The organism is Stenotrophomonas sp. PD6, from assembly GCF_049199305.1.
In the GTDB taxonomy this organism is placed as follows: Bacteria; Pseudomonadota; Gammaproteobacteria; order Xanthomonadales; family Xanthomonadaceae; genus Stenotrophomonas.
This window is the reverse complement of record NZ_JBLZQD010000023.1, coordinates 745-23,617: the sequence shown is the minus strand read 5'-3', so window position 1 is coordinate 23,617 and position 22,873 is coordinate 745. Positions and strand designations below refer to the sequence as shown.

Sequence of the window (22,873 nt, the reverse complement as noted above, 5' to 3'; positions counted from 1 at the left end):
CCTTCAAAACATGAACTGTTCGCTGAGGATCCGGTCTTCCAGGTTGTGTTCCGGATCGAACAGCAGGGTCACCCGGCGCTCGCGCGACTCGCGGATGGTCACTTCGACCACATCGCGGGTCTCATGCGAATCGGCGGTGACGCTCACCGGGCGCTTGTAGGGGTCGAGCACGCGGAAGCGCACCTCGGTGTCCGCCTTCAGGATCGCGCCACGCCAGCGCCGCGGCCGGTACGGGGCCAGCGGGGTCAGTGCGATAGTGTGCGAGCCCAGCGGCAGGATCGGGCCGTGTGCGGAGTAATTGTAGGCGGTGCTGCCGGCCGGCGTGGCGACCAGCACGCCATCGCCGATCAATTCGGCCACCCGCTCCTGCCCGTTGAGGTCCACGCCGATATGCGCGGCCTGTCGGGTCTGGCGCAGCAGCGACACGTCGTTGTAGGCCAGCGATCCCGTGGTGGTGCCCGATTCGGTCAGCGCCAGCATTTCCAGCGGGCGCAGGTTGGCCGGCTCGGCCACGGCCAGCCGCGCAGGCAGATCATTGTCGTCTTCGCGGTACTGGTTCATCAGGAACCCAACGGTACCCAGCTTCATGCCGAACACCGGCAGCCCCAGCGCGCCGTGGCGATGCAGGGTCTGCAGCATGAAGCCGTCGCCACCCAGCGGGCACAGCACATCCGCCTGTTCCGGCGCGTGGTCGCCATAGCGGGCAACCAGCACCGTGCGGGCCTGTTGGGCCGCCTCGGTAGCACTGGCAAGAAAGGCGATGCGGGGGGTATCGCTCATGGGGTTTCTGCGAATGGCATGTGTTGGAAGCATACCCGGTCGCGGCCTGGACACGCATGGCGTGTCCCTACGCTCTTCCCGTGGACACCGACCCACTGTTGGAGGGTCGGCGGGTGCGGGGGTACGGGACCGCAGAAAACATGGATGTTTTCTACGAGCCCCCAGGGATGGGTTCACGGCGTGTCCCGTACCCCCGCACCCGCCGGCCATCCACCCGTAGACCGCCAGACGAAGGCGCTTTTGCCTCAAAGAAAAGGCCCCCCCAATGGCGGGGCCTTGTCATGTTGCCATTGCCGGGCAGAGCCCGGCACTACCGCGGGCGTTAGGCGCCGTGCGCGGCCAGCTGGCCGAGGCGCTGGACCGCCACCGATACCGTCGGGTAGTCGAGCGTCTTTTGCTCGGCCAGCTCCTGCAGCATCGACAGCGTGAAGCGCAGGCTGCTGTCGTCGCGACCGATCCACGCCGCTACCTTGGCCTCGGCACTGCCACCCTTCGTGGACAGCACCTGGGCGGCCAGATTGCGGTGGTGGGCGGCCAGCTCGTCGCGCAGCACGCCACGGGCCACCGCGTGCCAGCGGCCGTTGACCTCCAGCGCGTCGATCTGCTCGAACAGCCACGGCAGCTGCAGCGCGTCGCCCAGGCGGAAGTGGACCTTGGAGACGTCCACCGGCTTGAGCTTGCGGGTACGGGCCAGTTCGATGATGTCGAACGCCGGTTCCAGGAACTGCAGCTCGGAGAGCTGCTGTGCCAGTGCCGGCGGCAGGCCCTTCTCCTTCCACTCCTGCACGCTCGCCTCATACGCCGGCCGCTGCGAATCGGGCAGCACCCCCGACGCCACGCGGATGTCATTGAACGGCGCCTGGTAGCGGTTCACCGCCTCGGTGATGCCCGGCATCGCGCCGGGGCGGAACAGCAGCCAGCGCACGAACGAACGCTGCAGCTTCCAGATCACTTCCAGCGCATCGATCTGCACCGACTCCGGCAGCGTGCCGTCGAGGGCGTCGATCTGCGCCCACAGCGCGCGTGCATCCAGCGTTTCACGGCTGATCGTGTAGGCCTTGGCGACCTCGGCGATGGTGCGGCCGGTGTCTTCCTGCATGCGCATCAGGAACGTGGCGCCCATGCGATTGATGGTCTGGTTGGTCACGGCCGTGGCGATGATTTCGCGCTTCAGGCGGTGACGCTCCATCGCGTCGGCGTACTTCTTCTGCAGCGGCGTCGGGAAGTAACGCAGCAGTTCCTTGGACAGGTACGGATCTTCCGGGATGTCCGATTCCAGCAGCTGCTGGAAGGCCACCAGCTTGGAATACGACAGCAGCACCGACAGCTCCGGACGGGTCAGGCCCTGGCCACGCGCCTTGCGTGCCGACAGCTCCGCGTCGGACGGCAGGAACTCGATCTGGCGATCCAGCAGGCCCTGCTTCTCCAGCGTGCGGATGAAGTGCTGCTTGGAGCCCAGGCGCTTGACCGCCATCCGCTCCATCAGGCTCAGGGCCTGGTTCTGGCGGTAGTTGTCGTTGAGCACCAGCTCGGCCACTTCGTCGGTCATCGACGCCAGCAGCTTGTTGCGCGCCTCCACGGTCAACTTCTTGGCGCGCACCACATCGTTGAGCAGGATCTTGATGTTGACTTCGTGGTCGGAGGTGTCCACACCGGCCGAGTTGTCGATGAAGTCGGTGTTGAGCAGCACGCCGGCCTGGGCGGCTTCGATGCGGCCCAGCTGGGTCATGCCCAGGTTGCCGCCCTCGCCCACCACCTTGCAGCGCAGCTCGCCACCATTGACACGCAGCGCGTTGTTGGCACGGTCGCCCACGTCGCTGTGCTGCTCGGTGGCGGCCTTGACGTAGGTGCCGATGCCGCCGTTCCACAGCAGGTCCACCGGGGCCTTCAGGATCGCGCTCATCAGATCGTTCGGCGACAGCGCCTTGACGTTGTCGTCCAGGCCCAGCGCCTCACGCACCTGCGGGGTGATCTCGATCGACTTCAGCGTGCGCGGGAAGATGCCACCGCCCTTGCTGATCAGCTTGGCGTCGTAGTCCGCCCAGCTCGAGCGCGGCACGGTGAACATGCGCTCGCGTTCGATGAACGAGGTCGCCGCATCCGGATTCGGGTCCAGGAAGATGTGGCGGTGGTCGAAGGCGGCCAGCAGGCGGATGTGGCGCGACAGCAGCATGCCGTTGCCGAACACGTCGCCGGACATGTCGCCGACACCCACCGTGGTGAAATCCTGGCTCTGGCTGTCACGGCCCAGCGCACGGAAGTGGCGCTTGACCGACTCCCACGCACCGCGTGCGGTGATGCCCATGCCCTTGTGGTCGTAACCGACCGAGCCGCCCGAGGCGAACGCGTCGCCCATCCAGAAGCCGTGCGCGATGGCCAGGCCGTTGGCGATGTCGGAGAAGGTCGCGGTGCCCTTGTCGGCCGCCACCACCAGGTACGGGTCGTCCATGTCGTGGCGGACCACGTCGACCGGATGCACGATCTTGTTGTTGACGATGTTGTCGGTGATGTCCAGCAGGCCCTGGATGAAGAGCTTGTAGCAGGCCACGCCGTTGGCGAACACCGCGTCGCGGTCGCCGTTCACCGGCGGCATCTTGGCGAAGAAACCGCCCTTCGCGCCGACCGGCACGATGACGGTGTTCTTGACCATCTGCGCCTTGACCAGGCCCAGCACTTCGGTACGGAAGTCTTCACGACGGTCCGACCAGCGCAGGCCGCCACGGGCCACGGCACCGAAACGCAGGTGGGTACCTTCCACGCGTGGGCCATACACGAAGATTTCGCGGTACGGACGCGGCTTGGGCAGGTCCGGCACCAGTGCCGAATCGAACTTGAAGCTGATGACATGGCCGTGATGGCCCTGCGCATCGGTCTGGTAGTAGCTGGTACGCAGGGTGGCGTCGATGACGCCCATGAAGCTGCGCAGGATGCGGTCTTCGTCCAGGCTGGAGACGCGGTCCATCAGCTTGATCAGTGCGTCGCGCGCGGCGTCCATCTGTGCCTTGCGGTCGCCCTTGCGGGCATCGACCACGGTCTTGAGCACCTTCAGGGTGGCTTCGTCGCCACCGGCGAGCACGTCGAGGTGCGCGCGCAGGTCGGCCTGGCCTTCGGCGATGGCCTCCTTGCCCTCGTGCCCGGTTGCCGGGTCGAAGCGGGCTTCGAACAGCTCCACCAGCAGGCGGGCCAGCAGCGGGTAACGGGTGAAGGTGCCTTCCACGTAGGCCTGCGAGAACGGCACGCCGGTCTGCAGCAGGTACTTGCAGTAGCCACGCAGCATCGCCACCTGGCGCCAATGCAGGCCGGCGGCCAGCACCAGGCGGTTGAAGCCGTCGTTCTCGGCGTCGCCGTGCCAGACCCGGGCGAAGGTCTCACCGAAGGCGGCGTCGACGCTCGGCGCGTCGATCGCACCGGCCACCGATTCCACTTCGAAGTCCTGCACGTACACCGGCGCGTTGTCGACGGTGAGGCGGTACGGGCGCTCGGCGATGACGCGCAGCCCCATGTTTTCCATCATCGGCAGCGCGTCCGACAGCGGAATGTCGTCCAGCTGGCGGTACAGCTTCAGGCGCAGGCCGTCGCCTTCTTCGCGGTGCACGGCCTGCAGGCTCAGGCGCAGGTCGTCCGGGCCGGTCAGCGCATCGAGCTGGCTGACATCGTTGGCCGCGATTTCGGTGCTGGAATCTTCGATGTAACCGGCCGGCAGTGCCTTGCCGATACGGGCGGCAATGCGCAGGCCTTCACTTTCACCGTGGCGGGCCACCAGCGCTTCGCGCAGGTCGTCCTGCCAGTTGCGCAGCACCTGGGCCAGCTTCTGCTCCAGCGCGCTGGTATCCACTTCCAGGGTCTGCCCCGCCTTCGGGCGCACGATCAGGTGCACCTGGGCCAGCGGCGATTCGCCGAGGACCACGGAGCTGTCCACGTACTCGCCCTGCAGGGCATCCTTGAGCATCGCCTCGATGCGCAGGCGCACGTCGGTGTTGAAGCGCTCGCGCGGCAGGTACACCAGCGCGGAGATGAAACGGCTGTACTTGTCACGGCGCAGGAACAGGCGGCTGCGCACGCGTTCCTGCAGACCCAGCACGCCCATGGCGGTGCGGAACAGCTCGTCCTCGCTGGACTGGAACAGTTCTTCGCGCGGCAGGGTTTCCAGGATGTGGCGCAACGCCTTGCCGCTGTGGCTGGCCGGGGCCAGGCCGGACTGCTTCATCACGTATTCGTGGCGCTGGCGCACCAGCGGGATTTCCCACGGGCGGCGGTTGTAGGCGCTGGAGGTGAACAGGCCCAGGAAGCGCTGTTCGCCGATGATCTTGCCCTTGGCGTCGAATTCCAGCACGCCGATGTAATCCATGTAGCCGGCGCGGTGCACGCGCGAACGCGCGTTGGTCTTGGTCAGGATCAGCGCGTCCTTCAGCCCCGTGGTGGCGTTGAGCCCCTGCGCGGCGAGGGTCTTGACCGGGCGCGCGGCGGACTTGTCCTTGCCGCGCATCAGGCCCAGGCCGGTGGCGTTGACGGGCGCCAGCACCTCTTCCTTGCCGTCCTTCTCGACGCGGTATTCGCGGTAACCGAAGAAGGTGAAGTGGTTGTCGGCGGCCCAGCGCAGGAATTCCTGCGCCTCGGCGCGCGAGGCGGCATCGATCGGCAACTGGCGGGTACCCAGGTCGTCGGCCAGCGCCAGCGCCTTGCTGCGCATCGCCTCCCAGTCACCCACGATGGCGCGGACCTCGTCCAGCGCCTTGACGATGGCCGCTTCGACGTCGGCCATGGCCTCGGCCGGCTGGCGGTCGATTTCCAGCAGCATCACCGACTCGGCGGTGCCTTCGCCCACGGCAGACAGCTTGCCGGCCTTGTCGCGGGTGAAGCGCAGCACCGGGTGGCCCAGCACGTGCACGCCCACGCCATGTTCGGCCAGCGACATCGTCACCGTATCCACCAGGAACGGCATGTCGTCGTTGACGATCTGCAGCACGGTGTGCAGCGATTCCCACCCGTTGGCCTTCAGGGTCGGGTTGAACACGCGCACATTGGCCTTGCCGGCCTTGCGCGTGCGTGCGAATTCGAGCGTGTCGGCGGCAAGCGCGGCCCATTCTTCAGCGGTGTGGTGCGGGAACTCGTCCGCTTCCATGCGCTTGTAGAAATCGGCGGCGAACGCCACTGCCTCGGCCTGCCCGGCCGCCGGGTAACGCTTGCGCAAGGCCGTGTACACCGGCTCCAGCGAGAAGCCCACTGGTGAAACAGTCTGCGTATCGGCTGGTTTGGTCGTTTTTTTCACGGTCTTGGCTGCTGTTTTTTGCGGTTTCATGGCAGAGCGATGCGTGTTGCCCAGTTGGAAAGATGAAATTGTAGCCCTACCGCACAAAAAGGCCTTGCTGCAGGACGGAATAAGGAAATTCGGGTTGGGTGCCGTTTACGTCGCGCGTCATCAATCCGGCGCGGTATGGATCACATGCTCGACACATCTCCCTGCGAAGCATCGGCCGCTTGTGTGGCAACTTGACGATGCGGCGAGAGACAGTGCCAAAAGCAATGCTTCTCCAATTCTGAACTGGACGGTATAGTCCACCGCGTGAACTCCCCCACCCCTGCCGTCGCCTCGCTCGATGCGCGCGATCACCGCGTGTTCGATGCCGTGCGCGATCTGATGGCGGTCCAGGGCATGCAGCTGAGCATGGAATCGGTTGCCCAGCATGCCGGCTGTTCCAAGCAGACCCTCTACAGCCGCTACGGCAGCAAGCAGGAACTGTTGCGCCGGGTCCTGCAGCGCCACCTGTGCCGGGCCACTGCCGGCCTGCGCGCACTGGACGGGGAGGACCTGCGCGGCAGCCTGCTGCAGTTCGCCTCGGACTACGTGGACCACTTCAATGAGCCGCACGTGGCACAGGCCTGCCGGCTGATCGCGGCCGAATCGGCCCAGTTTCCGCAGGAAGCCCAGGCCCTGTACCGCGACGGCGCGGGCGCACTCGCCCTTCACCTCGCTGAATGGTTGCACCTGCGCATCCAGCGCGGCCTGCTCCGCCATGACGACCCGCACTTCATGGCCGAACTGCTATTAAGCATGATCGCCGGCCTGGATCTGGAGAAACAGCGGTTCCATACCCCCCATCGTGCAGACGCCTCGCAGCGGCGCCGCTGGGCCGAATTTTCCGTGGACAGCTTCCTGCGCGCATTCGCGGCGCCGGACGCGCTTCCGATAGTGCATTCAAACCAACACCGGAGTTTCTCCTGATGATCGCCCCACTCCGCACCCTTGCCCTGACGTGCGCAGTCGCCGTCGCGTTGACCGCCTGCAAGAAGCCGGAACAACAGACGCCCCCGCCGCCGGAAGTGGGCGTGATCGAGGCCAAGACCGATACCCTGCCGCTGCAGCGTGAGCTGGTCGGCCGCCTGTCGCCGTACCGCAGCGCCGACGTGCGTGCCCGCGTGCCGGGCGTGCTGCTCAAGCGCGTCTACCAGGAAGGCCAGGACGTCAAGCAGGGCCAGGTGCTGTTCCTGATCGACCCGGCGCCGCTGCAGGCCGCATTGAATGCCTCGCAGGCCGAACTGGCCTCGGCACAGGCCACCTATGCCAACGCCAAGGCGGCCGCCGCCCGCGCCCGTTCGCTGGCGCCCAAGCAGTTCGTCTCCAAGTCGGACCTGGATACCGCCGAAGCCACCGAGCGTACCGCTGCCGCGGCGGTACAGCAGGCGCAGGCCTCGCTGTCCAACGCGAAGATCAACCTCGGCTACGCCCAGGTGACCTCGCCGATCGACGGCCGCGCCGGCAAGCAGCAGGTCACCGAAGGCGCGCTGGTCGGCCAGGGCGACATCACCCTGCTGACCACCGTGGACCAGCTCGACCCGCTGTACGTGAACTTCTCGATGAGCTCGGACGAGCTCACCCAGCTGCGCCGGGCCCAGGCGGCCGGTGCGGTGTCGCTGAGCGGCGACGGCAAGTCTACGGTGCAGGTGAAGCTCTCCGACGGCACGATGTACGACCAGCCGGGCACGCTGGATTACTCCTCGGCCGTGGTCGACCCCGCCACCGGCGCGGTGACCTTGCGCGCGGTGCTGCCGAACCCGGAAAAGATCCTGCTGCCGGGCTCCTTCGTCAGCTTCCAGGCAGTACTGGGTGAGCGCAAGAACGCCTTCCTGGTGCCGCTGCAGGCGCTGCAGCGCGACACCATCGGCGGCTACGTCATGGTGGTGGGCAAGGATGGCAAGGTGGTGCGCAAGAACGTGGTGACCGAAGGCCAGCAGGGCAGCGGTTGGCTGGTCAGCAGCGGCCTGGAGCCGGGCGACCAGGTGATCGTGGCCGGTGTGCAGAAGGTCAAGGAAGGGGCGCCGGCCACGGCCAAGCCCTGGACCCCGACCGCGCCGAACGGCAACGGCCAGGCCCCCGCGGGTGCTGCACCGGCCGCCGCCGGCCAGGCGCCGGCCGCCCAGGCAGATGCAGCGGCGCCGGCCGACGCGGCAGCCAAACCGTCCGATGGCGCTCCGGCCGCCGAACCGACCAAGCAGTAACGGGGACCATCCGTCATGCCTAAATTTTTCATTGAACACCCGGTATTCGCCTGGGTGGTCGCGATCCTGATCTCGCTTGCGGGCGTGATCTCGATCCTGGGTCTGGGCGTGGAGTCCTACCCGAGCATCGCACCGCCCCAGGTGACGGTGAGCGCCACCTACCCCGGCGCCAGCGCCGACACCACCGAAAAGTCGGTCACCCAGGTGATCGAGCAGCAGCTGACCGGTATCGATCACCTGCTGTACTTCAGCTCCTCGTCGGCCTCCAACGGCCGGGCGACCATCACGCTGACCTTCGAAACCGGCACCGACGCGGACATCGCCCAGGTGCAGGTGCAGAACAAGGTGTCGCTGGCCACGCCCCGCCTGCCCAGCGAAGTGACCCAGCAGGGCGTGGTGGTGGCCAAGGCCAACGCCGGCTTCCTGAAGGTGGTGGCGCTGCAGTCCGATCGGGAATCGATCACCCGCGATGCGCTCAACGACATCGTCGGTTCGCGCGTGCTCGACCAGATCTCGCGTATTCCCGGCGTCGGCAGCACCCAGCAGTTCGGTGCCGAGTACGCCATGAACATCTGGCTCAACCCCGAGCGCATGCAGGGCTTCAACCTGTCGGCCACGCAGGTGCTGGCCGCGATCAAGGCCCAGAACGTGCAGTTCGCGGCCGGTTCGCTGGGTTCGGACCCGTCCCCGCCGGGCCACAACTTCACCGCCACGGTGTCGGCCGAAGGTCGCTTCAGCTCGCCGGAGGAGTTCGAGAACATCATCCTGCGCGCCAATGCCGACGGCTCGCGGGTGCTGCTCAAGGACGTGGCACGCATCGCGTTCGGCGCCAGCAACTACGGCTTCGATACCCAGTACAACGGCAAGCCGACCGGTGCCTTCGCGATCCAGCTGCTGCCCGGTGCCAACGCACTGAACGTGGCCAACGCGGTCACCGCCAAGATGGACGAGCTTCAGTCCACCTTCCCGGCCGGCGTCACCTGGTTCTCGCCGTACGACAGCACCACCTTCGTCAAGATCTCGATCGAGGAAGTGGTCAAGACCCTGATCGAAGCGATCGTGCTGGTCTTCCTGGTGATGCTGATCTTCCTGCAGAACTTCCGCGCCACCCTGATTCCGACGCTGGTCATCCCGGTCGCCCTGCTGGGCACCTTCCTGGGCATGAGCATCATCGGCTTCACCATCAACCAGCTCACCCTGTTTGCGATGGTGCTGGCGATCGGCATCGTGGTCGATGACGCGATCGTGGTCATCGAGAACGTCGAACGCATCATGACCGAGGAGAAGCTGCCGCCCAAGGCCGCCACCCAGAAAGCCATGACCCAGATCACCGGCGCGGTGGTGGCCATCACCGTGGTGCTGGCGGCGGTGTTCATTCCCTCGGCGCTGCAGGGCGGTGCCGCGGGTGAGATCTACAAGCAGTTCGCACTGACGATTGCCATTGCGATGGCGTTCTCGGCGTTCCTGGCGCTGGGCTTCACCCCGGCCCTGTGCGCGACCTTCCTGAAGGCCACGCACGGCGAACCGAACGTGGTCTACCGCACGTTCAACAAGTACTACGACAAGGTCAGCGGCACCTACGTGGGCCACATCACCTCGGCGGTGAAGCACGCGCCGCGCTGGATGATCCTGTTCGTGGTGCTCACGGCGCTGTGCGGCTTCCTGTTCACCCGCATGCCGGGCAGCTTCCTGCCGGAAGAAGACCAGGGCTATGCGCTGGCGATCGTGCAGCTGCCGCCGGGCTCGACCAAGGCGCAGACCAACGCGACCTTCGCGCAGATGCGCGGCATCCTGGAAAAGCAGGAAGGGTTCGAAGGCCTGCTGCAGGTGGCCGGCTTCAGCTTCGTCGGTTCGGGCGAAAATGTGGGCATGGGCTTCATCCGGCTCAAGCCGTGGGATGAGCGCAAAGTCACCGTGCCCGAGTTCATCAACAACATGAACGGCGCGTTCTACGGGATCAAGGAAGCCCAGATCTTCGTGGTCAACCTGCCCACCGTGCAGGGCCTGGGCCAGTTCGGCGGCTTCGATATGTGGCTGCAGGACCGTGGCGGCGCCGGCTTCGAACAGCTGACGCAGGCGCGCAACATCCTGCTGGGCAAGGCGGGCGAAGAGAAGGACCTGCTCACCGGCGTGCGCCCGAACGGGCTGGAAAACGCGCCGCAGCTGCAGCTGCACGTGGACCGCGTGCAGGCGCAGACGATGGGCCTGTCGGTGTCGGACGTGTACAGCACCATCCAGCTGATGCTGGCCCCGGTGTACGTGAACGACTTCTTCTACCAGGGCCGCATCAAGCGCGTGACCATGCAGGCCGATGGTCCGTTCCGCACCGGTGCGGAGTCGTTGAACAGCTTCTACACACCCAGCTCGCTGCAGACCAACGCCGACGGTACGCCGGCGATGATTCCGCTGAGCACGGTGGTGAAATCCGAGTGGGTCTCGGCCCCGCCGTCGTTGAGCCGCTACAACGGTTATTCGGCGATCAACATCGTCGGTTCGCAGGCACCGGGCCGCAGCTCGGGCGAGGCGATGCAGGCGATGGAGCGGATCGTGTCGGACGACCTGCCGGCCGGCTTCGGCTACGACTGGTCGGGCATGTCCTACCAGGAAATCCTGGCGGGCAACGCGGCGACGCTGCTGCTGGTGCTGTCGATCGTGGTGGTGTTCCTGTGCCTTGCGGCGCTGTACGAAAGCTGGTCGATCCCGGTGGCGGTGCTGCTGGTGGTGCCGCTGGGCGTGCTGGGCGCGCTGGCGTTCTCGCTGGCCCGCGGCCTGCCCAACGATCTGTACTTCAAGATCGGCCTGATCACGGTGATCGGCCTGGCGGCGAAGAACGCGATCCTGATCGTGGAGTTCGCGGTGGAGCAGCGCGCAGCGGGCAAGAACCTGCGCGAGGCAACCATCGAGGCTTCCCGCCTGCGCTTCCGCCCGATCCTGATGACGTCGTTCGCGTTCATCATGGGCGTGATCCCGATGGCGATCTCGACCGGTGCCGGCGCCAACGCGCGTCACGCCATCGGTACCGGCGTGATCGGCGGCATGGTGTTCGCCACGTTCCTGGGCCTGCTGATGATCCCGGTGTTCTTCGTGGTGGTCCGCCGCATGCTGGGCGACAAGCTGGATGAGCCGTCCAAGGAGTTCCTGGAACGCCAGGGCGAAGCCAACGCGGCGCATCGCCCGGATCGTTGATCCACGCGTGACTGAAACACGAAAGGCCCCGGAGCGATCCGGGGCCTTTTTTATGTCTGGTTTGCGCCCATCAACGACGCATACGGCACCTGATTCCTCATCTGCTACGCAGTCCGCATCACCGCCACCCTTTCGGGCGTAACAACGTGCCTTCACCAACCGAAGGAGTCGCCCATGTCATTGCTCACCGCAACCAACGCACTTCGCCTGATCGGGTTGATAGCCCTTGGAATGCTCTTCCCCATGCCGGCGAACGCGGGCGGCGTTGTCAGCTGCGAGAAGTGCCCCAACCCACGACAGGCTGCTATCGCCTCAGGAATCGGCTTGACGGTCGTGGCAGACGTCTCAGGAAAAAAGCTGCTTGCCTTCGATGTGGAGTACGACCGCGAACTCCATCGCTATCGTGCGCTACCTGTTGCAATCCCCGACGAGGTAAACGCAACGTTCCACCGCCTGCTTCGACTGATGGATGTTGTGCGCGAATCACCGGGTGACGCCGGTCCCCAGGCGCGGGGGCGCAGCGCCATCGTCCCGGTACACCCGGACGACCCCAGCAACACCAACGGGATCACGTTTCCAGATGCATTCAAGTCCTTGACCGCATCTGACGTCGTGATTTCTGCCACCCATCGTTCCGGACTCGAGACGGCGATCGGAACTGCCTTCTGCGGATCCGACACCCGTTCCGCCGTATGGAACGCACTTTCCACGACGCTCACGTCCATCGTCGTGAGCGTCGCCAGTCGCCTGACGGGGGTCGACAGTGTCACCTACGTGATCACCTGGCGCGACGGTTCCATTACCCGACTGGTCGTTGCCGCCGATGCCGTGGATCGCGCCAGGTACCAGCACGGGCAGAGCCGGGATCCGGAAGGGAACGTCATCCCCGATGGCGCGTCGACGAACCCCGAAACCGGGCCCGACCTCGCGGGTACATATACCTTCAGCGACGAACAGACGTTGAACAATTGGCTCAACGCCGCATACATCTACGGCGTACAGGCCGATGTGGCAGAGCACAGCCTGCCTGTCAGCATCGTCTGCCGCTGGAACGGACGAACGCTGGAGTGCGAGGTGCCTCGTTGATCGCAGCAACGCCGGTAGGTGAGCACCGTTGGTGGTCACGCTGATACGCGAAAGGCCCTGGAGCGGTACGTGGCCTTTCTTTTTGCGTGTTTGCCTCTTTGCCGTAGCGCCGGGCTCTGCCCGGCTGCCGTTGGATCTGTGCGAACAGCTGGGGGCTGCGAACGCTTCTGGCTTGGGCCGGCGGCGGCGGGCCCGCGGGGGACGCTGCAAGTCCCGCTCCGCGGCCCGGCCCAGCCGCCAGCGGCTGTGCGTTCAGTCGCACGCGAGGCAGTGCCTCGCAAGCAGTGCGCCTTCACCCATGTAAGCTCAGTCGCCGCTTGCACGTGTGCGCTGTCCTGCGCACACGGCAAGACCGGGGTTGGGCTCCTGCCCAACCCGTCGGGCGCATGCGCCCGACCCATGCGGCTCATGCCCCCGCAAACCCACCCCCGCCAACCCTTCGACAGTGTTTCGCGGGCCATGGAAAAAGCGGGGATGCCGGCGATGCCGACACTCCGCTTCGATCAGTTCAATGCGTTATCGAACGTGGGAGTTTTCACGGCAGTTGTTTCGGAACCAATCCTACCGACGAGGTGGTGACGCGTTCAAGGTGCCCCAAACCGTCGGCGCCGCCGTTTTTCCGGTCGACACCGAACAAGTGTCGAACGCTCGGCGCCCCCGCTTTTCCCTTGGCCACCGACCATCTGTCGAAGGGTCGGCGGGGGTGGGTTTGCGGGGGTGTGAGCGGCATGGATGCCGCGACCAAGCCCCCAGGGATGGGTTTACGGCGTCCCCCGCAGGCCCACCGCCGCCGGCCAAAGCCAGGTACGTTCGCAGCGCAAGGCTGTTCGCCCAAACGCATGAAGCCGGGCAAAGCCCGGCCTCAGGTGATCGCATGCGATCAGGAAAGCGAGCCGGGCAGGGAAAGCGAGCCGGGCAGAGCCCGGCTCTACTCGCATGCGCGGTGCCGCATCAGCGCAGGCCGGTCTCGTTGCGGGCGATGACCAGGCGCTGGATTTCCGAGGTGCCTTCGTAGATCTCGGTGATCTTGGCGTCGCGGAAATAGCGCTCCAGCGGCATTTCCTTGGAATAGCCCATGCCGCCATGGATCTGCACCGCCTGGTGCGTGATCCACATCGCCGCTTCCGACGCGGTGAGCTTGGCGATGGCCGCTTCATTGCTGAAACGCTTGCCCTGGCCCTTCACCCATGCCGCGCGCAGCGTCAGCAGCAGCGCTGCGTCCAGCTTGCACTTCATGTCCGCGATCTTGGCCTGGGTCATCTGGAACGTGCCGATCGCCGCGCCGAAAGCCTTGCGGTCCTTCACGTATTCGATCGTCGCCTCGTAGGCGGCACGCGCGATGCCGATGGCCTGCGATGCGATGCCGATGCGGCCCGCGTCCAGCACGCCCATCGCGATCTTGAACCCCTCGCCTTCCTTGCCCACCACATCTTCAGCCGCCGCCACGTAATCCTGGAACTCGATCTCGCACGTGGCCGAGGCGCGGATGCCCAGCTTCGGCTCGGTCTTGCCGCGGTGGAAGCCGGCCTTGTCCGTGTCGATCATGAACGCCGTGATGCCGCGCGCGCCCTGCTCCGGGTCCGTCATCGCGAACAGCACAATGTATTTGGCCACCGGGCCGGAGGTGATCCAGCTCTTCTTGCCGTTGATCACATACGTGCCGTCGGCCTGCTTCACCGCGCGGCAGCGCATCGCCGTCGCGTCCGAACCGGACTGCGGCTCGGTCAGCGCGAACGCGCCGATGGCCTCGCCCTCGGCGATCGCGCGCACGTACTTCTGCTTCTGCGCCTCGCTGCCGTGGGTCAGGATGCCGTTGCAGAACAGCGAATTGTTGACCGACATGATCGTCGAATGCGCGGCGTCGCCAGCAGCAACCTCGACCATCGCCAGCACGTAGGCAATCGGGTCCATGCCCGCGCCGCCGTATTCGGCCGGCACTTCGATGCCCATCAGCCCGTTTTCACCCAGCAGGCGGATGTTCTCCAGCGGGAACTCGCCGGTGCGGTCATGGTGCTCCGCGCTCGGCGCGATCTTTTCCTGCGCAATGCGACGCGCAACGTCCTGCAGCATCAGCTGCTCTTCGGTAAAACTGAAATCCACAAAACCCTCCCAGGAACATGTCGATATGGCCGCGCAAGGCGCGTCCAGGTGCGGCGATTGTACCGGGGGCCGGCCAATGCCGGCTGACTTGACCGCAGCCAAGGCGAAGACGAAAATATCTCTATATCGCGATAGGTAGATATTTATGGATCTCGAGGACTGGTCGGTCCGGCTGAAAGTATTCGCCGACGCCACCCGCGTTCGCCTGCTGACCCTGCTGGAGCAGGAAGAATTGACCGTGGCCGAGCTGTCGGCCATCACCACGCTGGCCCAGCCACGCGTGTCCACCCACCTGGCCCGCCTCAAGGAAGCCGGGCTGGTGCGCGACCGCCGCGCCGGCGTCTCGGCCTATTACCGCTTCGACGATGCCGCCCTGGACCCGGCGCAGCGCGCATTGTGGCATGCGCTCAGTACCGGCAGCGACGACCCGCTGCTGCGTCAGGATGCTGAACGGGTGGCCAGCGTGCTGGCCAGCCGCGCCGCCGACCAGAACTGGGCCGACAGCGTGGCCGGCGACATGGAACGGCATTATTCGCCCGGCCGCACCTGGGAAGCCCTGGCGCGCACCGCGCTGCCGCTGCTGGAAACCGGCGACGTGCTGGACATCGCCTCGGGCGACGGTGTGCTGGCCGAACTGGTGGCCCCGCACGCCAAGCGCTACGTCTGCATCGACACCAGTGCGCGGGTCGTGGCGGCCGCCAGCGAGCGCCTGCGCCGCCTGGCCAACGTGGAAGTGCGCGAGGGCGACATGCATGCCCTGCCCTTCAAGGACCGCAGCTTCGACCTGGTCGTGCTGATGCACGCGCTCACCTACGCCGCCAAACCGGCCCAGGCCGTTGCCGAGGGCGCGCGCGTGCTGCGTTCCGGCGGCCGCCTGCTGCTGTGCAGCCTGGCCCGCCACGAGCACAAGGCGGCCGTGGATGCCTACGGCCACGTCAACCTTGGCTTCTCGGACAAGGAACTGCGCAAGTTCGCCGAGAAGGCCGGGCTGGTCGTGTCCAGTCTCGAAACCGTGACCCGTGAAAAGCGCCCGCCGCATTTCGAAGTCATCTCGCTGATCGCCAGCAAGCCCTGAGGTCCCTGTCATGTCCCTGCCCTGGCTGCACCCCGATCGCGTGCGCGCCCTGGAAGACGCCCTGGCGCGGCGCATCCTGATCATCGATGGCGCCATGGGCACCATGATCCAGCGCCACGGGCTGGAAGAGGCCGACTACCGCGGCGAGCGGTTCGCCGGCGGCTTCGACACCGCGCACCGCCCCGGCTGCGCGCACGGCGTCGACGCGCCGACGCCGGAGGGGCATGACCTCAAGGGCAACAACGACCTGCTGCTGCTGAGCCGGCCGGAGGTCATCGCCGGCATCCATACCGCCTACCTGGAGGCCGGTGCCGACCTGATCGAGACCAATACCTTCAACGCCACCTCCGTCAGCCAGGCCGACTACCATCTGGAACACCTGGTCTACGAATTGAACAAGGCCGGCGCCGCCGTGGCGCGCGCCTGCTGCGATGCAGTCGAGGCCACCACGCCGGACAAGCCGCGCTTCGTGATCGGCGTGCTGGGCCCGACCAGCCGTACCGCCTCGATCAGCCCGGATGTGAACGATCCCGGCTTCCGCAACACCAGCTTCGACGCACTGCGCGAGACCTACCGCGAGGCCATCGATGGCCTGATCGACGGCGGCGCCGACACCCTGATGGTCGAGACCATCTTCGACACGCTCAATGCCAAGGCGGCGCTGTTCGCCATCGAAGAGGCCTTCGACGACCGTGGCGCGCGGCTGCCGATCATGATCTCCGGCACCATTACCGACGCCTCCGGGCGCACCCTGTCCGGGCAGACCGCCGAAGCGTTCTACGCCTCGGTCGCGCACAGCCGGCCGCTGTCGGTGGGGCTGAACTGCGCGCTGGGCGCCAGCGACATGCGCCCGCACGTGGAAACGCTCTCCATCGTGGCCGACTGCCGGGTCAGCGCGCACCCCAATGCCGGCCTGCCCAACGCGTTCGGCGAATACGACGAGACCCCCGAGGAGATGGCCACCACCCTGCGCGAATTCGCCAGTGCCGGCCTGCTCAACCTTGTCGGCGGCTGCTGCGGCACCTCGCCGGCGCATATCCAGGCGATCGCCGAAGCGGTTGCGGACCTGCCGCCGCGCGCCCTGAACGAGTCCCCCTGTCCATGACGTCTTCGCAGCACACCCGCCTGTCCGGTCTTGAACCGCTGGTCATCACGCCGGACCTGTTGTTCGTCAACATCGGCGAGCGCACCAACGTTACCGGCAGCGCGCAGTTCCGCAAGCTGGTCAAGGAAGAGCGTTACGAAGAGGCGGTGGAAGTGGCCCGCCAGCAGGTCGCCAGCGGCGCGCAGATCCTCGACGTGAACATGGACGAGGGCCTGATCGACTCCGAGAAGGCGATGACGCGCTATCTCAACCTGATCATGTCCGAGCCGGATATCGCGCGCATTCCGGTGATGGTCGACTCCTCCAAGTGGAGCGTGATCGAGGCCGGGCTGAAGTGCCTGCAGGGCAAGAGCGTGGTCAACTCGATCTCGCTCAAGGAAGGCGAAGCCCAGTTCATCGACCATGCGCGCAAGGTGCTGCGTTACGGCGCGGCCGCGGTGGTGATGGCGTTCGACGAGGATGGCCAGGCCGACACCTGTGCGCGCAAGGTGGAGATATGCACCCGCGCCTACCGCATCCTGGTCGACCAGGTCGGTTTCCCGCCGCAGGACATCATCTTCGACCCCAACATCTTCGCCGTGGCCACCGGCATCGAGGAACACGACAACTACGCGGTGGACTTCATCGAGGCCACCCGCATCATCAAGCGCACGCTGCCGCACTGCCATATCTCCGGCGGCGTCTCCAACGTGTCGTTCTCGTTCCGTGGCAACGAGACCGTACGCCAGGCGATCCACTCCGTGTTCCTCTACCACGCCATCGCAGCGGGCATGGACATGGGCATCGTCAACGCCGGCGCGATGCCGATCTACGACGAGCTGGACCCGGAACTGCGCGAGCGGGTCGAGGACGTGATCCTCAACCGCCGCCGCGACGGTACCGAGCGCCTGCTGGAGATCGCCGAACGCTACAAGGGCAAGAAGGGCGAGATCAAGGGTGAAGACCTGGCCTGGCGCGAGAAGCCGATCGATGCGCGGCTGGCGCACGCGCTGGTGCACGGCCTGGATGCCTGGGTGGAGGCCGACACCGAAGAGGCGCGGATCCGCTCCAGCCGCCCGCTGGATGTGATCGAAGGGCCGCTGATGGATGGCATGAACGTGGTCGGCGACCTGTTCGGCGCCGGCAAGATGTTCCTGCCGCAGGTGGTGAAGTCCGCCCGCGTGATGAAGAAGGCGGTCGCCTACCTGCTGCCCTTCATCGAGGCCGAGAAGCTGCGCAGCGGCGACACCGCCAAGAGCAACGGCAAGATCATCATGGCCACGGTCAAGGGCGACGTGCATGACATCGGCAAGAACATCGTCGGCGTGGTCCTGGCCTGCAACAACTTCGAGGTGATCGACCTCGGTGTGATGGTGCCGGCGCAGAAGATCCTGGACGCGGCCCGCGCGGAGAATGCCGACATCATCGGCCTGTCCGGGCTGATCACCCCGTCGCTGGAAGAAATGAGCCACGTGGCCCGCGAGATGGAACGCCAGGGCTTCACCCTGCCGCTGATGATCGGCGGTGCCACCACGTCGCGCGCGCACACCGCGCTGAAGATCGACCCGCACTACAAGGCACCCACGGTGTGGGTGAAGGACGCCTCGCGCGCCGTCGGCGTGGCCCAGTCGCTGATCTCCAGCGAACTGCGCGCCGCCTTCGTGGCCGCCAACGAGGCCGACTACGCCGACATCCGCCTACGCCACCGCAACCGTGGCGACGCCAAGCGCCTGGTCACGCTGGCCAAGGCGCGCGCGCAGCGGTTCGAGGGCGACTGGGCCAATTACACGCCGCCGGCCCCGCGCAAGCCGGGCCTGCATGTGCTGGACGATTACCCGCTGGCCGACCTGGTCGAGGTGATCGACTGGACCCCGTTCTTCCAGGCCTGGGAACTGGCCGGCAAGTACCCGGCCATCCTCACCGACGAGATCGTCGGCACCCAGGCCAGCGAGCTGTACCGCGATGCCCGTGCGATGCTCCGCCGCATCGTCGACGAGCGCTGGTTGACCGCCAAGGCCGTGTTCGGGCTGTGGCCGGCCAACAGCGTGGGCGACGACGTGCATCTGACCACCGACGACGGCCCGGCCGTGCTGCACTTCCTGCGCCAGCAGGTGGACAAGCCGGTGGAGCGCCCGGACTTCTGCCTGGCCGATTTCATCGCCCCCGCCGACAGTGGCAAGCAGGACTGGATCGGCGGCTTCGCGGTGACGGCCGGCATCGGCATCGACCCGCACGTGGCGCGCTTCGAAGCCGACCATGACGATTACAACGCGATCCTGCTCAAGGCGCTGGCAGACCGCCTGGCCGAGGCGCTGGCCGAGCGCCTGCACCAGCACGTACGCACCGACTACTGGGGTTACCAGCCCGATGAGACGCTGGACAACGAGGCGCTGATTGCCGAGAAGTACAGCGGCATCCGCCCGGCGCCCGGCTACCCGGCCTGCCCCGAGCACAGCGAGAAGGGCACGCTGTTCCGCCTGCTCGATGCCGAAAACAACGCGGACATGCAGCTGACCGAGAGTTTCGCGATGCTGCCGACGGCGGCGGTTTCCGGCTATTACTTCAGCCACCCGCAGAGCCAGTATTTCGTCGTCGGCCGGGTCACCCGCGAGCAGGTCAGCGATTACGCCAAGCGCAAAGGCGTGGACCGCGCGCAGGCCGAACGCTGGCTGGCCTCGAACCTGGATTACGATCCGGAATGAGTGCTGTCCCAGCCGCCCGCCTTTCCAGTTTCTATCTTTTCTACTACGCGGCGCTGGGCGCGTTTACCCCCTACTGGTCGCTGTTCCTGACCGCGCGCGGGATGAGCGTCACCGCCATCAGCGTGATGATGGGCATCTGGTACGCCACCCGTATCGTGGCGCCCACCACCTGGACCTCGATTGCCGCCGCCTCCCGTCACCCGATCCGCTGGTTGCGGGTCGGCTGCGTGCTGACGCTGATCACCTTCGGCGCCTTCCTGCTGCCCCTGCCGCAGCCGTGGATGTACCCGGCCATGGTGGTGTTCTGCTTCTTCTACAACGCGGTGATGCCGCAGTTCGAATCCATCACGTTGACCCACCTGGGCAACGACAGCCATCGCTACGGCCTGATCCGGGTCTGGGGCTCGCTGGGCTTCATCGCGGTGGTGATGGGCTTCGGCTGGCTGCTGGAAGGCAACGGCGGAGCCGGCCGCGCCGGCATGCTGCCGTGGCTGATGCTGCCGCTGTTCGCGCTGCTGGTGGCCTCCTCGTTCGCCAACCGCTATGCGCGCGATTTCCATCGCGCCGATGGCGATGCCAGCGGCTTCTGGCAGATCGTGCGCAAGCCGCAGGTGCTGGCCTTCTTCCTGGCCGCCTTCATGGAACAGCTGTCGTTCGGCCCGTATTACACGTTCTTCTCGGTCTACATGGACCACCACGGCTATGCGACGTCCACGCTGGGGCTGCTGTGGACGGTAGGTGTGGTGTTTGAAGTGGGCGTGTTCTTCACCATCGGCCGCTTCTTCCGCCGCTACGACGCCAGCTGGATGCTGCTGATCGCGCTGCTCAGCTCCACCGTGCGCTGGACCGTCACCGCGCTGTTCCCGCAGCACCTGGGCGTGATGCTGGTGGCGCAGACCGCGCATGCCTTGGGATTCGCCGCATTCTTCGCCGCCGCCATGCAGATGCTGGCGACCTATTTCCCGGGTCGCCTCAACGGCCATGGCCAGGGCCTGCTGTATGGGTTCTCGTCCGGCGTCGGCGGCGTGCTCGGCGCGCTGATCGCCGGCCAGCTCTGGAACATCGACCAGGGGCGCACCGCGTTCCTGGCCGGCGCGGGTTTCGCCGCGCTGGGCGCGCTGTTGTGCTTCTTCGCGATCAGCCTGCCGCTGTTGCGGGGTCGCAACAACACCATTTGACAGGTGGGCGGAGGTCGCCCGACCAACGGTCGGGTGCTACCGCACGTGCTCGCGGAACACCGGCAACAACACGCGGTTGCCGTAACCACTCAGGTGGTCGCCATCGAAGTACAGCGGCTTGCCGTCGGCATCCGGCTGGCAGACGGTGCCGGGGCACAGCGTCGGCAACGGGTCCCAGACGCTGGCACCGGGCAGCGCTGCGGCGATCTGGAGCAGGCTGTCCAGCGCTGGAGTGCGCAGCGCTTCCACATGCGCGCGCGTGATCCGCAGGCCGTTGACGCAGATCGGGTTGGCGCGATTGAACGCATCCGAGCAGCGGTACGGCGGCGCCGGCAGCACCGGCTTCGGCGCCTCCAGCACGATCCGCACCCCGCGTTCGGCCAACGGACGAAGCTGCTCGATCGCGGCACTCACTTCGGCCGCGCGCCCTTCCACCGCCGCAGGACTGAGCAGATCGGCCTTGACCTGGGCTGCGTCGAACAACTGGTACTGCTCGGCCAGCCGCGGAATGCGCAGCCCCGGCAGGAACAGCACGTCGCCGGCACGCGCAGTGGCCTGGATGTCCTCAAGCACGTTGCGGGTATACGCCTCGCAGGCCGGGTTCGGGCCACGCCAGGCCTGCATGCCGGCCAGCGCGCAACCACCACTGCCGTACAGGCGCACCTGGCCACCGTCCTGCACCACCTTCCGGCGCAGCAGTTCGTTGTAGACCAGCGCGTGCGAATCGCCGGCAACGAACAGCACGCTCGCCGCGCCACTGCCACCCTTGCACTCGCCCCGCTGCAGCAGCCGCGCCTGTCCCCCGGCGACCGGAATGCTGGACTCGACTACGCGGCAATCGGGCACTTCCTTCTTCAGGCCTTTCGCATACGGGTACCAGTCCAGCGGATGGCGGCTGACCGTACTGAACGAAATGTGCCGCTGCTGCTTTACCAGCACCGACTGCAGTCCGGCGCCGAGCACCAGCACCGCCACCCCGAGCAGCACCCAGCGCCCGTTGGTCCGGGGGCCGCGCGCGCCGTGGCGCAGCGGCTGCTCCACCCAGCGCCAGGAAAGCCAGGCCAGGACGAATACCAGCAGTACCGCCGTGCCACCGGTGAGCGGCGTTTCCAATCCCACCGTCCAGCGGAACAGCACGAACACCGGCCAATGCCACAGGTACAGCGAGTAGGACAGCTTGCCCACCCAGACCATCGGCGCGCTGCCCAGCGCGCGTCCGGTCCAGCCCTGCGGGTGCCCCTGCAGCAGGCCGAGCAGCAGCAGCGTGGAGAGCACCGGCCACAGCCCGTCCGGCCACGGCGAATGTCCCGGGCGCGCCGCCCACAGGCCATAGCCCAACACCGTCAGCGCGATCAGCAGCAGCGGTGACCGCCACGACAGGCGCGGCGGCGCCGCGGCCGCATCGAAACGCCCGGCCAGGGTCATCAACTGGTACAGCAACACGCCGGCACCCAGTTGCCAGAAGCGCGTGGTGGTGACATAGAACGCCTGGATTTCCTGCCCGCCCTGCCCGACCAGGCGCAGCGCGTACGCGAGCGAGGCCACACTCGCCAGCGCGAGCAGCCCCAACGACCACACCCGCGCACGACCGCCGCGCGACCACGCCAGGAACAGCAGCGGGAACAGCAGGTAGAACTGCTCCTCCACGCCCAGCGACCAGGTGTGCGTATAGGGATTGAATTCGGTGCGTGGCGAGAAATAGTCGTTGCCGGTGCTGGCCAGGACCCAGTTGCTGAGCCCGAAGAATGCGCGGCGGCCGGTCGTGTCGCTGGTCTCGCTGAGCCAGGACTCCGGAATGAACAGCGCGCTGAGCAGCGCGGTGATGAGCAGGCACACCACCAGCGCCGGCACGATGCGGCGGATGCGCCGCGCATAGAAGCGCAGCAGGCCCTGCCAGCCGCCGAGCGCCGGCAGGCGGTCGACCGAGGCGCTGACCACAAAGCCGGAGATCACGAAAAAGACGTCCACGCCGGTGAAGCCACCCGGCAGCCAGCTCGCCTTGAGGTGGTAGAGGATCACCGCCAGCACCGCGACGGCGCGCAGGCCGTCGATGTGGGGGACGTATTGCTGGCGGGGACGGCTTTCCTGCATGTAACGCTCCTGGACCGCGCATCGGCCGCCGCCCCCCCCACCGGGGGGGGGGGCCCCCCCCGGCGCCCCCCCCCCCCCCCCCCCCCCCCCCCCC

At 66.7% G+C, this 22,873-nt stretch carries 12 protein-coding genes; 8 read left to right on the top strand and 4 right to left on the bottom strand.

Annotation, left to right across the window (positions count from 1 at the left end; translation table 11 throughout):
• Window positions 1-3 precede the first annotated feature (3 nt).
• Together ACOZHM_RS19765 and ACOZHM_RS19760 are read right to left on the bottom strand one after the other, a co-directional pair.
• On the bottom strand, window positions 4-780 hold the full coding sequence (locus tag ACOZHM_RS19765) for an NAD kinase (protein ID WP_421571027.1): 777 nt from the start codon (window positions 778-780) through the stop codon (window positions 4-6).
• Window positions 781-1,102: 322 nt separating this feature from the next.
• On the bottom strand, window positions 1,103-6,079 hold the full coding sequence (locus tag ACOZHM_RS19760) for an NAD-glutamate dehydrogenase (RefSeq protein ID WP_421571026.1): 4,977 nt from the start codon (window positions 6,077-6,079) through the stop codon (window positions 1,103-1,105).
• Window positions 6,080-6,343: 264 nt separating this feature from the next.
• Here ACOZHM_RS19760 and ACOZHM_RS19755 point away from each other — a divergent pair, with 264 nt between their 5' ends.
• From ACOZHM_RS19755 to ACOZHM_RS19740, 4 genes are all read left to right on the top strand, one after another.
• Complete coding sequence (locus ACOZHM_RS19755) at window positions 6,344-7,003, top strand: TetR/AcrR family transcriptional regulator (protein WP_421571025.1); 660 nt, start codon at window positions 6,344-6,346, stop codon at window positions 7,001-7,003.
• Window positions 7,003-8,277 carry an efflux RND transporter periplasmic adaptor subunit gene (locus tag ACOZHM_RS19750; RefSeq protein WP_421571024.1) on the top strand — a complete coding sequence of 425 codons (1,275 nt, stop codon included), beginning with the start codon at window positions 7,003-7,005 and terminating at the stop codon, window positions 8,275-8,277. The genes ACOZHM_RS19755 and ACOZHM_RS19750 overlap by 1 nt, the downstream gene beginning before the upstream one ends.
• A gap of 15 nt (window positions 8,278-8,292) precedes the next feature.
• Complete coding sequence (locus tag ACOZHM_RS19745) at window positions 8,293-11,463, top strand: multidrug efflux RND transporter permease subunit (RefSeq protein ID WP_421571023.1); 3,171 nt, start codon at window positions 8,293-8,295, stop codon at window positions 11,461-11,463.
• Window positions 11,464-11,637: 174 nt separating this feature from the next.
• Window positions 11,638-12,549: a hypothetical protein gene (locus tag ACOZHM_RS19740; RefSeq protein WP_421571022.1), complete on the top strand. Its 912-nt coding sequence runs from the start codon at window positions 11,638-11,640 to the stop codon at window positions 12,547-12,549.
• A 951-nt stretch (window positions 12,550-13,500) separates the two neighbouring features.
• On the opposite strand, the gene ACOZHM_RS19735 is transcribed toward ACOZHM_RS19740, so the two are convergent.
• Entirely contained in the window at window positions 13,501-14,649 is a 1,149-nt protein-coding gene (locus tag ACOZHM_RS19735; RefSeq protein WP_421571021.1) for an acyl-CoA dehydrogenase family protein, read from the bottom strand.
• 145 nt (window positions 14,650-14,794) lie between these two features.
• On the opposite strand from ACOZHM_RS19735, the gene ACOZHM_RS19730 reads away from it, so the two are divergent.
• From ACOZHM_RS19730 to ACOZHM_RS19715, 4 genes are read left to right on the top strand one after another with little or no spacing between them, the layout of a single operon-like run.
• Window positions 14,795-15,724 carry an ArsR/SmtB family transcription factor gene (locus ACOZHM_RS19730; RefSeq protein ID WP_421571020.1) on the top strand — a complete coding sequence of 310 codons (930 nt, stop codon included), beginning with the start codon at window positions 14,795-14,797 and terminating at the stop codon, window positions 15,722-15,724.
• A 10-nt stretch (window positions 15,725-15,734) separates the two neighbouring features.
• On the top strand, window positions 15,735-16,829 hold the full coding sequence (locus ACOZHM_RS19725; RefSeq protein ID WP_421571018.1) for a homocysteine S-methyltransferase family protein: 1,095 nt from the start codon (window positions 15,735-15,737) through the stop codon (window positions 16,827-16,829).
• Complete coding sequence (gene metH, locus ACOZHM_RS19720; protein WP_421571017.1) at window positions 16,826-19,510, top strand: methionine synthase; 2,685 nt, start codon at window positions 16,826-16,828, stop codon at window positions 19,508-19,510. Before ACOZHM_RS19725 ends, metH begins: the two co-directional genes overlap by 4 nt.
• On the top strand, window positions 19,507-20,688 hold the full coding sequence (locus ACOZHM_RS19715) for an MFS transporter (protein ID WP_421571016.1): 1,182 nt from the start codon (window positions 19,507-19,509) through the stop codon (window positions 20,686-20,688). Before metH ends, ACOZHM_RS19715 begins: the two co-directional genes overlap by 4 nt.
• Window positions 20,689-20,724: 36 nt before the next feature.
• Here the strand turns inward: ACOZHM_RS19715 and ACOZHM_RS19710 are convergent, their stop codons facing one another.
• Entirely contained in the window at window positions 20,725-22,779 is a 2,055-nt protein-coding gene (locus ACOZHM_RS19710; protein WP_421571015.1) for an acyltransferase family protein, read from the bottom strand.
• Between the last annotated feature and the right edge of the window lie 94 nt (window positions 22,780-22,873).